Origin of the sequence: Azonexus sp. R2A61 (assembly GCF_021401135.1) — a bacterium.
Classification (GTDB): domain Bacteria; phylum Pseudomonadota; class Gammaproteobacteria; order Burkholderiales; family Rhodocyclaceae; genus Azonexus.
On sequence record NZ_JACBFO010000001.1, the window covers coordinates 119856 to 135113 of the forward strand.

Annotated in this window: 14 protein-coding genes, 2 tRNA genes and 1 riboswitch; of the genes, 11 read left to right on the top strand and 5 right to left on the bottom strand. The window is 63.9% G+C overall.

From position 1 onward, the window contains the following. Nucleotides 1–102 precede the first annotated feature (102 nt). The 6 genes from metK (at nt 103) to L0962_RS00570 (ending at nt 5770) form a co-directional block, all read left to right on the top strand. Nucleotides 103–1266, top strand: coding sequence for a methionine adenosyltransferase (gene metK, locus L0962_RS00545; RefSeq protein ID WP_234082154.1), 1164 nt, complete (start codon nt 103–105; stop codon nt 1264–1266). Between the two features lie 165 nt (nt 1267–1431). After that, nucleotides 1432–1647 (top strand): hypothetical protein, encoded by a 216-nt coding sequence (locus L0962_RS00550; RefSeq protein WP_234082157.1) that lies wholly within the window; start codon nt 1432–1434, stop codon nt 1645–1647. A 33-nt stretch (nt 1648–1680) separates the two neighbouring features. Then, nucleotides 1681–1744: riboswitch (S-adenosyl-L-homocysteine riboswitch) on the top strand. Nucleotides 1745–1817: 73 nt separating this feature from the next. Continuing rightward, nucleotides 1818–3218, top strand: a complete 1401-nt coding sequence (gene ahcY / locus L0962_RS00555; RefSeq protein WP_234082159.1) for an adenosylhomocysteinase — start codon at nt 1818–1820, stop codon at nt 3216–3218. A gap of 31 nt (nt 3219–3249) precedes the next feature. Further along, a complete protein-coding gene (locus tag L0962_RS00560) occupies nt 3250–4077 on the top strand; it encodes a TlyA family RNA methyltransferase (RefSeq protein ID WP_234082162.1) in 828 nt (275 codons plus the stop codon). Next, the gene (gene metF, locus L0962_RS00565; RefSeq protein ID WP_234082165.1) at nt 4074–4898 is read left to right on the top strand and encodes a methylenetetrahydrofolate reductase [NAD(P)H]; all 825 of its coding nucleotides are present in this window, start codon (nt 4074–4076) and stop codon (nt 4896–4898) included. The genes L0962_RS00560 and metF overlap by 4 nt, the downstream gene beginning before the upstream one ends. A gap of 38 nt (nt 4899–4936) precedes the next feature. After that, on the top strand, nt 4937–5770 hold the full coding sequence (locus L0962_RS00570; RefSeq protein WP_234082168.1) for an HDOD domain-containing protein: 834 nt from the start codon (nt 4937–4939) through the stop codon (nt 5768–5770). Between the two features lies 1 nt (nt 5771). Here the strand turns inward: L0962_RS00570 and L0962_RS00575 are convergent, their stop codons facing one another. After that, a complete protein-coding gene (locus tag L0962_RS00575) occupies nt 5772–6596 on the bottom strand; it encodes a mechanosensitive ion channel family protein (RefSeq protein WP_234082178.1) in 825 nt (274 codons plus the stop codon). A 154-nt stretch (nt 6597–6750) separates the two neighbouring features. On the opposite strand from L0962_RS00575, the gene L0962_RS00580 reads away from it, so the two are divergent. Both L0962_RS00580 and L0962_RS00585 read left to right on the top strand, forming a co-directional pair. Further along, nucleotides 6751–6826 (top strand) — tRNA-Lys (locus L0962_RS00580). A gap of 10 nt (nt 6827–6836) precedes the next feature. Then, a tRNA-Lys gene (locus tag L0962_RS00585) sits at nt 6837–6912 on the top strand. Nucleotides 6913–7032: 120 nt separating this feature from the next. On the opposite strand, the gene L0962_RS00590 is transcribed toward L0962_RS00585, so the two are convergent. The 3 genes from L0962_RS00590 to rng all read right to left on the bottom strand — a co-directional run bounded on the left by L0962_RS00590 (nt 7033) and on the right by rng (nt 9892). Next, complete coding sequence (locus L0962_RS00590; RefSeq protein WP_234082185.1) at nt 7033–7449, bottom strand: ProQ/FINO family protein; 417 nt, start codon at nt 7447–7449, stop codon at nt 7033–7035. Nucleotides 7450–7521: 72 nt separating this feature from the next. After that, nucleotides 7522–8397: a dienelactone hydrolase family protein gene (locus L0962_RS00595; RefSeq protein ID WP_234082203.1), complete on the bottom strand. Its 876-nt coding sequence runs from the start codon at nt 8395–8397 to the stop codon at nt 7522–7524. 25 nt (nt 8398–8422) lie between these two features. Beyond that, complete coding sequence (gene rng, locus L0962_RS00600) at nt 8423–9892, bottom strand: ribonuclease G (RefSeq protein ID WP_234082206.1); 1470 nt, start codon at nt 9890–9892, stop codon at nt 8423–8425. 35 nt (nt 9893–9927) lie between these two features. Here rng and yegQ point away from each other — a divergent pair, with 35 nt between their 5' ends. Together yegQ and L0962_RS00610 are read left to right on the top strand one after the other, a co-directional pair. Beyond that, nucleotides 9928–11220, top strand: a complete 1293-nt coding sequence (gene yegQ, locus L0962_RS00605; protein WP_234082208.1) for a tRNA 5-hydroxyuridine modification protein YegQ — start codon at nt 9928–9930, stop codon at nt 11218–11220. A 48-nt stretch (nt 11221–11268) separates the two neighbouring features. Further along, on the top strand, nt 11269–12372 hold the full coding sequence (locus tag L0962_RS00610) for an acyltransferase (protein WP_234082211.1): 1104 nt from the start codon (nt 11269–11271) through the stop codon (nt 12370–12372). 3 nt (nt 12373–12375) lie between these two features. Here the strand turns inward: L0962_RS00610 and L0962_RS00615 are convergent, their stop codons facing one another. Next, complete coding sequence (locus tag L0962_RS00615) at nt 12376–14334, bottom strand: acetoacetate--CoA ligase (protein WP_234082214.1); 1959 nt, start codon at nt 14332–14334, stop codon at nt 12376–12378. Nucleotides 14335–14459: 125 nt separating this feature from the next. On the opposite strand from L0962_RS00615, the gene L0962_RS00620 reads away from it, so the two are divergent. Then, on the top strand, nt 14460–15233 hold the full coding sequence (locus tag L0962_RS00620) for an enoyl-CoA hydratase (RefSeq protein ID WP_234082218.1): 774 nt from the start codon (nt 14460–14462) through the stop codon (nt 15231–15233). Nucleotides 15234–15258 lie beyond the last annotated feature (25 nt).

The window sequence follows — 15258 nt, forward strand, 5'->3', positions numbered from 1 at the left end:
TTAAACAGACAACTTGCGGGGCGATGACAAATACCGCTAAAGCGTCGCCTGCTCGTGGTCCGAAGCCGGTAACGCGGGACCAAAGGACCACTGGAGCACGCCATGAGCGAATTCTTCTTCACCTCGGAATCGGTTTCCGAAGGCCACCCCGACAAGGTTGCCGACCAGATTTCCGACGCCATCCTCGACGCCATCCTCGCCCAGGACAAACATTCCCGCGTCGCCGCCGAAACGCTGTGCAACACCGGTCTGGTGGTGCTGGCCGGCGAGATCACCACCAACGCCAACGTCGATTACATCCAGGTCGCGCGCGATACCATCAAGCGCATCGGCTACGACAACACCGACTACGGCATCGACTACAAGGGCTGCGCCGTGCTCGTCGCCTACGACAAGCAGAGCCCGGACATCGCCCAGGGCGTGGACAAGGCCTACGACGACAACCTCAACCAGGGTGCCGGCGACCAGGGCCTGATGTTCGGCTACGCCTGCGACGAAACCCCGTCGCTGATGCCGCTGCCGATCTACCTGTCGCATCGTCTGGTCGAACGCCAGGCCCTGCTGCGCAAGGACGGTCGCCTGGCCTGGGCGCGCCCGGACGCCAAGTCGCAAGTGACCATCAAGTACGTCGACGGCAAGCCCTACTGCATCGACACCGTCGTGCTGTCCACGCAGCACTCGCCGGACATCAGCCTGGAAGACCTGCGCGAATCGACCATCGAGCAGATCATCAAGCCGGTGCTGCCGAAGGAATTGATCAAGGGCGACATCAAGTTCCTGGTCAACCCGACCGGCCGCTTCGTCGTCGGCGGCCCGCAGGGCGACTGCGGCCTGACCGGCCGCAAGATCATCGTCGACACCTACGGCGGTGCCGCACCGCACGGCGGCGGCGCCTTCTCCGGCAAGGATCCGTCCAAGGTCGACCGCTCCGCCGCCTACGCCGGCCGCTACGTCGCCAAGAACATCGTCGCCGCCGGCCTGGCTTCCAAGTGCCTGGTGCAGGTCTCCTACGCCATCGGCGTCGCTGAGCCGACCTCGGTGATGGTCGAAACCTTCGGCACCGGCAAGGTCAGCAACGAAACCCTGACCGCGCTGATCCGCAAGCACTTCGACCTGCGCCCGAAGGGCATCGTCAACATGCTCGACCTGCTCCGCCCGATCTACCAGAAGACCGCCGCCTACGGCCACTTCGGCCGCGACGAGCCGGAGTTCAGCTGGGAAGCGACGGATCGCGCCGCCCTACTCAGGGGGGATGCCGGCCTCTGATCGGCCCGGCATCAACCGCAGCAAGTCAAAAGGACGCTACGGCGTCCTTTTTCTTTGGAGCGACAACAGCGTGGCGATCACGCTGCTGAATTTTACAAATCAGTAAGTTACAAATAGTTTACAGATAAATATAATGCCATCGTTCTAACAACGAGGTGTCCAGCCATGACTGGGAAACGCCGAGGAGACAAAGGCAAGCGGAAAACCGCCGAACCGCGAGCAGAGTACGTTGCCGCGGTACGCTACGCCGATGGCAGTCGCGAGCTTTTCCACATTCGCAACGCCGACGATATTGACGACGCCAGAGCACTGGTTTTCAGCCAGCTGGGGGACATCGCAGCAGTCGTCATCGCCCGCCGCAGCAGTGCTGGTACGCGATGAAACAGTTTCGCCAGTCGACGCTATAATCTCCGGCTTCCGAGGAGCGCTGCAAGAGACCCTATCTCTCAGGCTCGGTTCAAAACTGCGCTCACTGTCCAACCCTGCCGGGCGCAGGGGGTTCGGTGAGTTGAACACCGCCCCTCCCCGTCACAGTTATTCAGGAGCTTACTGTGGCCAATACCCAAGACTACGTCATTGCCGACATCAACCTTGCCGACTGGGGTCGCAAGGAAATCCGCATCGCCGAAGGCGAAATGCCGGGCCTGATGGCCATTCGCGAAGAATTCGCGAAGACCCAGCCGCTCAAGGGCGCGCGCATCACCGGTTCGCTGCACATGACCATCCAGACCGCCGTGCTGATCGAGACGCTGACCGCGCTCGGCGCCGAAGTCCGCTGGGCCTCGTGCAACATCTTCTCGACCCAGGACCACGCCGCCGCCGCGATTGCCGCCGCCGGCATCCCGGTCTTTGCCGTCAAGGGCGAAACCCTGACCGATTACTGGGACTACACCCACCGCATCTTCGAATGGACCGACGGCGGTTACTCGAACATGATCCTCGACGACGGCGGCGACGCAACCCTGCTGCTGCACCTCGGCGCCAAGGCCGAGAAAGACATCTCGGTGCTGGCCAAGCCGGGTTCGGAAGAAGAAACCATCCTCTTCGCCGCGATCAAGGCCAAGCTGGCCGTCGATCCGACCTGGTATTCCGTTCGCCTGGCGCAGATCAAGGGCGTCACCGAAGAAACCACCACCGGCGTCCATCGCCTGTACCAGATGCACCAGCGTGGCGACCTCAAGTTCCCGGCCATCAACGTCAACGACTCGGTCACCAAGTCCAAGTTCGACAACCTCTACGGCTGCCGCGAATCGCTGGTCGACGGCATCAAGCGCGCCACCGACGTCATGGTCGCCGGCAAGATCGCCGTGATCTGCGGCTACGGCGACGTAGGCAAGGGTTCGGCGCAAGCCATGCGCGCCCTGTCGGCGCAAGTCTGGGTCACCGAAATCGACCCGATCTGCGCGCTGCAGGCTGCCATGGAAGGCTACCGCGTGGTCACCATGGAATACGCCGCCGACAAGGCCGACATCTTCGTCACCACGACCGGCAACTTCCACGTCATCCAGCACGACCACATGGTCAAGATGAAGAACAACGCCATCGTCTGCAACATCGGCCACTTCGACAACGAAATCGATGTCGCCTCGCTGGAAAAGTACCAGTGGGAAGAGATCAAGCCGCAGGTCGATCACGTCATCTTCCCGGACGGCAAGCGCATCATCCTGCTCGCCAAGGGTCGCCTGGTGAACCTTGGTTGCGGCACCGGCCATCCGTCCTACGTGATGTCCTCGTCGTTCGCCAACCAGACCATCGCCCAGATCGAGCTGTTCACCAAGACCGCCGACTACCCGGTGGGTGTCTACACGCTGCCCAAGCACCTCGACGAAAAGGTCGCCCGCCTGCAGTTGAAGACGCTCAACGTGCAACTGTCGACGCTGACGCAGCAACAGGCCGACTACATCGGCGTGCCGGTGGAAGGCCCGTACAAGGCCGACCACTACCGCTACTGATCGTCCGCAGCTGCCGCCACCGGCCGCCCCGATGAGCATGAACTCCTTCCATGCCCGCCAGGGCGGTCGGCATCGTGACGAAAAACCGGTCAAGACACCGGTCGACCGTCACGGCCTGCTACGCGCCGACGCACTGCTGGTCCAGCGCGGACTGGCGGCGTCGCGCACGCAGGCGCAGCGGCTGATCGGCGAAGGCCGGGTACTCGTCGACGGCAAGGCAATCGCCAAACCGTCGCTGGAACTACCGGCTGACGCCGTCCTCGCCGTTGTCGAAGACGAAAGCGACCGCTACGTCTCGCGCGGCGGCCTCAAGCTAGCCGGCGCCCTGGCGCACACCGGTCTGGCTGTCACCGGCAGGATCTGCCTCGATGTCGGGCAATCCACCGGCGGCTTCACCGACTGCCTGCTGCAGGCCGGCGCCGCGCAAGTGGTCGGCGTCGATGTCGGTCACGGTCAACTGCACGGCAAGCTAAAAAACGATGGACGCGTCACCGCACTCGAAGGTATCAACTGCCGCGCGCTGACCACCGCCGATCTCGGCGACGCCATGCCGACCGGCGGTTTTGACCTGATCGTCGGCGACGTTTCCTTCATCTCGATGACCCTGGTGCTGCCGCAACTGCCGGCGCTGCTCGCCGCCGACGGCGACCTGCTGCTGCTCATCAAGCCGCAGTTCGAGGTCGGCCCGCACAACATCGGCAAGGGCGGCATCGTGCGCGACCCGTCGCTGTACCGCGAGGTCGAAGGACGCTTCCTGGAAATTGCCAAAAAACTCGGGTTGACCGCCAAAGCCTGGCTCGACAGTCCCATCACCGGCGGCGACGGCAACCGCGAATTCTTTATCTGGCTGAAAAAATGAACACCAATATCTCGATCGAATTCTTCCCGCCGCAGACGCCCGAAGGCGTGGAAAAGCTGCGTGCCACCCGGGCTGAACTGGCCAAACTGAAACCCGAGTTCTTCTCGGTCACCTACGGCGCCGGCGGCTCGACCCGCGAGCGCACTTTCGCCATCGTCCGCGAAATCGCCAGTGAAGGCTTCGACGCCGCGCCGCACCTGTCGTGCATCGGCTCGACGCGCGAATCTATCCGTGAAATCCTGGCCGAGTTCAAAGCGACCGGCGTCCGCCGCATCGTCGCCCTGCGCGGCGACCTGCCGTCGGGCATGGCCGAGGCCGGCGAATTCCGCTACGCCAACGAACTGGTCGAATTCATCCGCGCCGAAACCGGCAATCATTTCAGCCTCGAAGTCGCCGCCTACCCGGAATGGCACCCGCAGGCACGCAGCCCGAAGGACGACCTCGACGCCTTTGCGCGCAAGGTCAAGGCCGGCGCCAACTCGGCGATCACGCAGTATTTCTACAACGCCGACGCCTACTTCCATTTCGTCGACGAAGCACGCGCGCTCGGCGTCGACATCCCCATCGTGCCCGGCATCATGCCCATCGTCGGCTTCACCAAGCTGGCCCGCTTCTCGGACGCCTGCGGCGCCGACCTGCCGCGCTGGATGCGCAAGAAGTTCGAGAGCTTCGGCGACGACAGCGACTCGATCCGTGCTTTCGGCCTCGACCTGGTCACCGAGTTGTGCGAGCGCCTGCTCAAGGGCGGCGCCCCGGGGCTGCACTTCTACAGCATGAACCAGTCGGCGCTAACCACGGAAATCTGCCGCCGCCTGGGTTGACCGCAGCAGAGACGCCGGTGCCGGAGTAAGATGTCGCGATGGAACGTCGCGAAGCCCTTCAGCGAATCGTCGAGCAGGCCGGACACGGGGAAATCGTCATGCCCACCGGGCTGGACCTGCCCCTGCGTATCGTCCGGGCCCTGGAAGACCCGGACTGCCATCTCGACCACGCAGCGCATCTGATCGGCAGCGACCCCCTGATCGCCGCTCGCGTCGTCGCCGTCGCCAACAGCGCCAGCTACGGCCGCAGCGGCAAGGCAATCACGAGCCTGCGCGACGCCCTGTCGCGGATCGGCCTGCGAACCGCCCGCACGCTGGCGATGGCCGTCGCCACCCGGCAACTGGCCGGCAATCCGAGCAGCCCCATCCTCCGTCACGCCAGTCAGACGCTATGGGAACACACGGCGCATGTTGCCGCACTGGCGCACGTGATTGCCCGCCGGGTCACCCGACAGGATCCCGAAAGCGCCCTGTTCGCCGGCATCGTCCACGAACTGGGCGGCTTTTACCTGATATCGCGAGCCAACGACTTTCCCGGCCTGCTCGATGGCGACCCCGCCGACTGGGTCGAACAGGCGGAGCCGGAAATCGGCCGCTTGCTGCTGCAACGCCTGGCGATTCCCGACAGCATCGTCGACGCCATCGAATCGCTGTGGGAAGGCATGCTGGCCCTGCCGCCGCTATCGCTCGGCGACACGCTGCTGCTGGCCAACGACCTGGCGCCCGTACCGTCGCCGCTCTACGACGTCAGCAGCGAGCATGCCGCAGTCGCTCCGGTCATCGACGCCCTGGTCGACAACGACATGCTCAGCACCATCCTCGCCGAGTCGGCGGCCGAGGTCGAATCCCTGACCGCCGCGTTACGCTTCTGACTCAGCCGCCCTGCGTGACGAGCACGTTCTGGGCCGGCATCGGCGCCGGGAAACCGGCTTCGGCCAACGCTTCCCGCAGCACCCGGTTGGTATCGAAATAAACCTGCCAGTAATGATCGTTATGACAGTAGGGGCGCACGGCCAACACCGGCCCCACCAGATTGAATTCCAGAATATCGACATCGACCGCCGGCTCGGCGAGCACATTCGGCAGTGCGGCAATCTTCTCCCGCAGCAAGTCGATCGCCGCCCGATGGTCGGCCGCACCGGACAACTGACATTTCAAATCGACCCGCCGGAAGGGGTTGACCGCAAAGTTCTGGATGTTGTCACCAAATATCTTGTTGTTACCGACCACTGTCGACACGTTGTCCGGCGTATTCAACGTTGTGGCGAACAGACCGATTTCGGTCACCGTCCCGGTGATGCCGGCTACCGTCACAAAATCGCCGACCTTGAACGGCCGCAGCACGATCAGGAAAGCTCCTGCGGCAAAATTGGCCAGCAAGCCGGCCCAGGCCGCGCCGATGGCGATACCGGCGCCGGCCACCAGTGCGGCGAACGTCGTCGTCTGCACGCCGAAGTAGCCGAGGATGCCGACCACCAGGAATACGTTCAACGTCACCGACACCACCGAGCCAACGTAGCGCAGCACGGTCGGATCGACCTTCTGCCGCTCCAATGCGCGCCGGATCATGCCCAGCGCAATACCGATCAACCACCGCCCGATCACCCAGAAAGCGATCGCTGCCAGCAACTTCAGGCCGATGTCACTGACGGTAGCGACAACGACGTCCTGATAACGCGAAATATCCTGTTCGGTCATGCTCTTCTCCTCGAAACGAACCCACCTGACGGGGCCGGGGAAATTCTAGCGACGCCCGATGTCGCCGGTTCGGCCGCGCACGATTCTTCACAATTTCACGCAGGGTGTTGACGAGAGCCCGCCTAGTCTCTAGAATTTCGGTTTCCCGTGGGGCGGGTCGGTAGCTCAGTCGGTAGAGCAGCGGACTTTTAATCCGTTGGTCGCGAGTTCGAATCTCGCCCGACCCACCAGAAAAATTCTGGGTCGTTAGCTCAGTTGGTAGAGCAGCGGACTCTTAATCCGTAGGTCGAGTGTTCGAATCACTCACGACCCACCAGAATGCCCAAGGCCCGTGTTTCGACACGGGCCTTTTCATTTTTCGGCTCGCTCAGTCGCAGTCGGCATAAAAAAGGCCCGTCCGGAGACGGGCCTTCATCGTCTTTCCTGCGGTCGACCGTTACTTGCGGCCGAATTTCTGGGTCAGTTCCAGCAGCTTCTGCTGCTTGCGCTCCTCGGCACGGGCCACCGCCTCGTTCGCCTTGCGCTGTTCGGCCTGCTTCTTGAAGCGTTCCTTGAGCAATTCGCTGGCATGCAGGCGGTTCTCATCGGTCACTTCGCCGGCCGGCGTACCGTCCAGATTCAGGCGCTGCGTGCCTTTTTCCATTTCCTTGAGATAGCGGGTAGCCATTGTGTGATTGCGCATGGCAACGCGCAGCGACTTTTTGCTGATCTCCGGCATGGCGGCGAACAACTGCTTGTCGATACCGATGGCAAGCGGGCTGAAATCACGGAAGACGGCATAACGTTCCTGCAGCGCCTTGAGCAATGCACGGACGTCGGTCGTCTTTTCGGTCTGGGTTTCGATGGCAGTCATGGTGAAGCGGTCCCGGAACAAGGCGCGAAGGGTAGCACGTTTGGCCGCCTCGCGCCGCCCTTCCGGCCTTGTTCAGACGCCATTCCGACGAAACCAGGCAAGCATCCGCTTCCAGCCGTCTTCGGCATCTTCCTTGCGATAGCTGGCCCGGTAATCGGCATGGAAGGCATGCGGTGCGTTGTCGTACAGCACGATTTCCGATGCCTGCGCCGCATGGCCACCCTGTTTCAGCGAGGCCTCCATCGCTTCGATGCTATCCAGCGGGATACCGGTATCCAGGCCGCCATACAGACCAAGTACCGGCGCCTTCAGGTCGCCGACGATATCCGCGGGATGACGAGGCGTGAATTCGTTGGTCGGACCAACCAGCCGGCCATACCAGGCGACACCGGCCTTCAGCGAGGGATTGTGGGCGGCATAGAGCCAGGTGATGCGCCCGCCCCAGCAAAACCCGGTCATCGCCAGGCGCGTCGTGTCGCCCCCGTGAGCCGCCGCCCAGACCACGCTGGCATCGAGATCCTGCATCACCTGGGCGTCCGGCGTCCGCCCGCTGATCTTCTCGATGATCTCGGCCACGCTCTGGATTTCGCGCGGATTGCCCTGCCGGGCGAACAGTTCCGGCGCAACGACGAAATAGCCCAGCTTGGCCAGGCGCCGGGCGGTATCGCGGATGTATTCATGAACACCGAAGATTTCCGAAATCAGCAGCACGACAGGTGGCTTCTCGACGTTGGCCGGTACCGCCCGATAGGCGACCATCTCGCCATCGGCAACCGGTACCCTGACTTCACCTTCGTGCAGGCCGACAGCGTCGGTATGGATCGCCGTCTGTGCGGCGACCGGCAAGGTGGCCAGCGCGAAGCCGGCGCCCAGGCTGCCGACCAGAAAACTGCGCCGGTCTACGGCACGTCCGGGCAACAGGCTGTCGAATTCGGATCGATCGTTCATCGGAGTCTCCTTTGTCGTTGTCGTGTCACATCAAAACGATGTCGTACTGCTCGGGGGAATAACTCGCTTCGGATTGCAGGGATACGGCCTTGCCGATGAAGTCGGAGAGCATCGCCAGCGACTGCGATTCCTCGTCCAGAAACAGGTCGACGACGGCCGGGCCGGCCAGGATGCGGTACTCGCGGGCATTGAACTGCCGGGCTTCGCGCAGCAGTTCGCGCAGGATTTCGTAAGCGACCGTCCGCGCCGTCTTGACCTCGCCGCGCCCGCCGCAGGTCGGGCAGGTTTCGCACAGCACATGGGCCAGCGATTCCCGGGTGCGCTTGCGGGTCATCTCGACCAGGCCCAGTTGCGTGAAGCCGTTGACCGTCAGTCGCGTATGGTCGCGCGCCAACGCCTTGTTGAACTCTTCCAGCACCGCCTTCTTGTGCTCCTCGTTCTCCATGTCGATGAAATCGACAATGATGATGCCGCCAAGGTTCCGCAAGCGCAGCTGGCGGGCGATGGTGACTGCCGCTTCCAGATTGGTCTTGAAGATGGTGTCGTCGAAATTGCGCACGCCGACGAAACCGCCGGTATTGACGTCGATCGTCGTCATTGCCTCGGTCTGGTCGATGATCAGGTAGCCACCGGATTTGAGATCGACGCGACGGGCCAGCGCCTTCTGGATTTCCTCCTCGACGCCGTGCAGGTCGAACAGCGTGCGCTGACCGGTGTAGTGCTCGAGCAGCGGCACCACGGCCGGCGTGAACTCCTGGGCAAACGCCAGCAGCTTCTGGAAGTTCTCGCGCGAGTCGATGACGATGCGCGTGCTTTCCGGATTGACGAAGTCGCGCAGCACGCGCAGACCGAGCGACAGTTCCTGATAGAGCAGGCAGGGCGGTGCGCTGACCCTGGCCTTGTCGCGGATGTCCGACCAGACCTTGCGCAGGTAGGCAATATCGGCGGCGAATTCGTCGTCGCTGGCGTTCTCGGCCATGGTGCGGACGATGAAACCGCCCTTCTCGTCTTCCGGCACCAGCCGCGTGATCTTCTCGCGCAGCATCTCGCGCTCGGCTTCCGACTCGATACGCTGCGAAATGCCGATATGCTTTTCCTGCGGCAGATAGACCAGCATCCGTCCGGCGATCGAAATCTGCGTGGACAGCCGGGCACCCTTGGTGCCGATCGGATCCTTGACCACCTGCACGACGATGCTCTGGCCTTCGTGCAGGATGCGCTCGATCGGCCGCGGCTCGGTGTTGCGTTGCTCAGGATGGCTGTCGCGCGGCAACCAGATGTCGGCGACATGCAGGAAAGCCGTGCGTTCCAGGCCGACATCGACGAAGGCCGACTGCATGCCGGGCAGAATGCGCACGATGCGGCCGAGATAGACGTTGCCGACCAGACCGCGGCTGGCCGTCCGCTCGATGTGCAGCTCCTGCGCCACCCCCTGTTGCATCACGGCAACGCGCGTCTCCTGCGGCGTGAAGTTGATCAGTATTTCTTCAGTCATAAGCGATAGAATCCCCGGTTTTTCAAGATTTTACTATGCGCAAGGCGCCAGAACTCCTCGCCCCGGCCGGCTCGCTCGACATGATGCGGACCGCCTTCGCCTTCGGCGCCGACGCGATCTACGCCGGCCAGCCGCGCTACAGCCTGCGCGTGCGCAACAACGAGTTCGGCACGCTGGAGAAACTCGGCGCCGGCATCGCCGAGGCGCACGCCCTAGGCAAGCAGTTCTTCGTCGTCAGCAACATCATTCCGCACAACGCCAAGCTCGCCACCTATCTCGCCGACATGGCGCCGGTGATCGCGCTCAAGCCGGACGCACTGATCATGTCCGACCCCGGCCTGATCGACATGGTGCGCACGCAGTGGCCGGATCTGGTGATCCATCTGTCGGTGCAGGCCAATACGGTGAACTGGGCGGCGGTCCGTTTCTGGCAAAAGATGGGCGTCGACCGCATCATCCTGTCGCGCGAGCTGTCGCTCGACGAAGTCGCCGAAATCCGCCAGCAATGCCCGGACATCGAGCTCGAGGTCTTCGTGCACGGCGCGCTGTGCATCGCCTATTCCGGCCGCTGCCTGCTCTCCGGCTACTTCAACCACCGCGATCCGAACCAGGGCACCTGCACCAATTCCTGCCGCTGGGACTACAAGGTATCGACCTCTGACGGCGCGCCCTTGCCGGCCGGCCAACCCGTCAATTTCTACAGCCACGCCGACCAGGAAATCCTGCTCGAGGAACGCCAGCGCCCCGGCGAATTGATGCCGATCGAGGAAGACGAGCACGGCACCTACATCATGAACTCGAAGGACCTGCGCGCCATCGAGCACGTCCATCGGCTGACCGAGATCGGTATCGATTCGCTGAAGATCGAGGGCCGCACCAAGAGCCCCTACTACGTCGCCCGCACCTGCCAGGCCTACCGCCAGGCGATCGACGACGCCGTCGCCGGCCGGCCGTTCGACCCGAGCCTGCTCGGCACCCTGGAGAACCTGGCCAACCGCGGCTACACCGACGGCTTCTACCAGCGCCACCATGACGCCGACTACCAGAACTACCTGCGCGGCCATTCCGAGTCGGACAAGAGCCAGTACGTCGGCGATGCCGTCGCCTTCGACGCGGCGCGCGGGCTGATGCAGATCGAGGTCAAGAACCGTTTTTTTTCCGGCGATCGCATCGAGCTTGTCCACCGGAACGGCAACCGGACGTTAAGCATCACGCGCATGGAAAATGCCGCCGGCGAGCCGTTGACCGTGGCACCCGGCAGCGGCCATCGCGTCTGGATCGACTGCCCCGCTTCGCATACCGGCGCCTTTGTCGCGCGGCTGTTCTGAACGCGGCGCGTTTTGTGCAATGCAGCAATCCCTTGTAAAATAACCGTCATGAAAACCGCCCCGTCACGCATGCCGCTGATCGATGCCCTGAAGGCCGTCGCATCGCAGCTCGTGATGCTTCATCACATCGCCATCTACGGTCCGCTGGCCGCTGCCGGCGCACTGCACTTTCCCGAACTGAGCGGCTGGTTTGCCGAATACGGGCGCATCGCGGTCCAGGTATTCCTGGTCATCGGCGGTTTCCTGGCTGCCCGCAGCCTGTCGCCGGATGGCCGGGCGCTGGCCGACAACCCGCTGCCGCTGATCGGCCGCCGTTATCTGCGGCTGGTCCTGCCCTTTCTGGTTGCCATCACCTTCGCCGTCATCGCCTCGGCAATCGCCGATCAGTGGATGAGCGATCCGGCCGTGCCCGAGCGAGCCAGCTTCGGCCAGTGGCTGGCCCACGCGCTGCTGCTGCATGGCGTGCTCGGCGCCGATTCGCTGTCGGCCGGGGTCTGGTACGTGGCCATCGATTTCCAGCTGTTCGCATTGTTCGCGCTGCTGCTGTGGGCCGGCCGACGGCCGCTCGGCGTGCTGGCCGGCGTGCTCGGCATGGCCCTGCTGTCGCTGTTCTGGTTCAACCGCCATGCCGAACTGGACAACTGGGCGATCTACTTTTTCGGTGCCTACGGCCTCGGTGCTGCCGCCTGGTGGGCCTCGACCCGCGGCCGACTGCACATCTGGCTCGGGGTCATCGCCACGGTCGGTGTCGCGGCACTGGTCGAGGATTTCCGGCTGCGCATCGCACTGGCGCTGGTCGTCGCCCTGCTGCTCGGCTTCAGCCGGCGCAGCGGCCTGCTCGAACGCTGGCCGGACAATCCGCTGCTGGCCTGGCTGGGGCGCATTTCCTACTCGGTGTTCCTGGTCCATTTCCCGGTGCTGTTGCTGCTCAACGGATTGTTCTCGATGGGCGGCAGCGAGGGAGGCATGTCGGTCCTGGTCACGCTGATCGCCACCTGGGTGACCTGCGTCTGGGCCGGTTCGCTGTTCCATCACTGGATCGAGGCGCCTTCGGCCCGCTGGCGTCTGCCGTTCCGCCTGCCGCGCCCGGCCTTGCCGCAGCGTTTCTCGCTGCGTCATCAAGCCGCCCGCTCCGCTGCCGACCGCGGCTGACGCTCAGTCTGCCAGTTCGGGGCGTTGGCGGAATTCGTCGAGCGCTTCCGGATTGGCCAGTGCTTCGATATTGCAGACCGGCTGCCCGTGCACGACGTTGCGCACGGCAAGTTCGACGATCTTGCCCGACTTGGTGCGTGGAATGTCGCGCACCTGAACGACCCTGGCCGGCACATGCCGCGGCGTGGTGTTGTCGCGGATCCGGCGCTTGATGCGGTCGACCAGCGCCGGATCGAGATTTTCCCCGTCCGCCAGTTTGACGAACAACACCACCCGGACATCGTCACCGCGCCCCGGCGGCCAGTCCTGGCCGATCACCAGCGATTCGACGATTTCCGGCAGACTTTCGACCTGCCGATAGATTTCCGCGGTACCGATGCGAACGCCGCCGGGATTGAGCGTCGCATCCGAGCGACCGTAGATGATCACGCCGTCGTGCCCGGTCAGTTCGGAATAATCGCCGTGACACCAGACACCGGGGAAACGCTCGAAGTAGGCCGCCCGGTACTTGCTGCCGTCCGGGTCGTTCCAGAAACCGACCGGCATCGCCGGAAAAGGCCGGGTACAGACGAGTTCGCCCTTCTGCGAGCGTATCGGTCGGCCGGCGTCGTCGAACACGTCCACAGCCATGCCCAGCGCGCGACACTGGATTTCGCCGCGATACACCGGCAGCAGCGGATTGCCGAGGACGAAACAGGAGACGATGTCGGTACCGCCCGAGATCGAGGCCAGCAGCAGGTCGCGCTTGATTTCGCGATAGACCCATTCGAACCCCTCCGGCGACAACGGGCTACCGGTCGAAAACATCACCCGCAAGGCACCCAGATCGTGCGTCCGGCCCGGTGTCAGGCCGAGCTTGGCCGCGGCATCGATGAACTTGGCCGAGGTGCCGAAATGCGTCATCCGCTCGGCGGCAGCAAAGTCGAACAGGATGTTGCCGCCGCCGGCAAACGGCGAGCCGTCGTAAAGCAGCAAGGTCGCCCCCGAGGCCAGGCCGGAAACCAGCCAGTTCCACATCATCCAGCCGCAGGTCGTGAAATAGAACAGACGGTCGCCGGGACGCACGTCGGCATGCAACTGGTGTTCCTTGAGATGTTGCAGGATGACGCCGCCGTGACAGTGCACGATGCACTTGGGCACGCCGGTCGTTCCCGAGGAGAACATGATGAACAGCGGATGCGCGAAAGGCACGCGCCGGAAATCCGCCGTTGCATCGACGTCGACCGCAGGCAGCGCCGACCACGACAGGGCGCCGGCGATCGACGCCGCGTCGGCCCGCGGGTCGAGATAGGGAACGAGCACCGTACACGTCAGACTCGGCAGTCGCGCGACGATCTCGGCGTTCTTCGCCATGCAATCGACCGGCTTGCCGTTGTACCAGTAGCCATCGACGCAGAACAGCACCTTCGGGGCGATCTGGCCGAAGCGGTCAAGCACGCCCTGGACGCCGAAATCCGGCGACGCGGATGACCAGACCGCGCCGAGCGCCGTCGTCGCCAGCATGGCGATCAGGGTTTCGGGCAGGTTGGGCAGATAGCCGGCAACACGATCGCCGGGGCCGACGCCGGCGGCAATCAGTTGCTGCTGACAGCGCGCGACTTCATGGGACAGCTCGCCCCAGCTCAGACGCCGGCGGACCTTGTCTTCGCCCCAGAAAACCAGCGCCTCGCCATCATCGCGCCGCCTCAGGAGATTTTCCGCGTAATTCACACGGGCCTGCGGGAACCAGCGCGCACCGGGCATCCTGTCGCGGTCGACCAGGATTTCCGAGCCTTTTTCACCGATCGTGCCGCAGAAATCCCAGATCGTCTCCCAGAACGCATCCGGCGCATCGACCGACCAGCGCCACAGCCCGGCGTAGTCGTCGCGGCCGCAGGCCCGCATCAGGCGGCCCATCGCCGTCGCGTCCGCGATCTGCGGATCGGGTCGCCACAGGGGGTCTTGGTCGGTCGGATAGCGCATCGCAATACTCGTCGAAAGGGATGGCAACCAGCTTAGCGCCGGCCCGTCCCGATGCCAGCCGGGCAAACCCTAATGTCGCCCGCCTGCTAAGATGCCCGCCTGCCGACAACAAGGGGAACACAACGATGAGCGAAGTCGTCCTGCACGAGATCCACGACAAGGTGGGCCTGATCCGCATCAACCGCCCGGAAGCGATGAACGCGCTGAACGAAGCCGTGGTTCGCGGCATTGCCGCTGCGGTCGACCGCTTCGAGGCAGACGAAAACATCGCCTGCATCGTGCTCACCGGCAACGACAAGGCCTTTGCCGCCGGCGCCGACATCGGGGCGATGAAGGATTTCGATTACATGGACGCCTACCTCGGCGATTTCATCACCCGCTACTGGGAACGCATCCGCACTGCCCGCAAACCGGTGATCGCGGCCGTTGCGGGCTATGCGCTGGGCGGCGGCTGCGAGTTCGCCATGATGTGCGACATGATCTTCGCTGCCGACAATGCCCGCTTCGGCCAGCCCGAGGTCAAGATCGGCACCTTGCCCGGCGCCGGCGGCACGCAACGCCTGCCGCGCGCGATCGGCAAGGCCAAGGCGATGGACATGTGCCTGACCGGCCGCCTGATGGATGCCGCAGAAGCCGAACGGGCCGGCCTGGTCGCCCGCGTTTTCCCGGCCGACCAACTGCTCGCGGAAACGCTCAAGGTGGCCGGAACCATCGCTGCTCATTCGCTGCCGGTGCTGATGATGATCAAGGAATCGGTCAATCGCGCCTTCGAATCCTCGCTGGCCGAAGGCCTGCTGTTCGAACGCCGTGCCTTCCATGCCAGCTTCGGCCTGGCCGACCAGCGAGAAGGCATGCAGGCCTTCCTGGAGAAGCGCAAGCCGGATTTCACCAACCGCTGAACACCGGCAAGGGTTCCCCCGTATC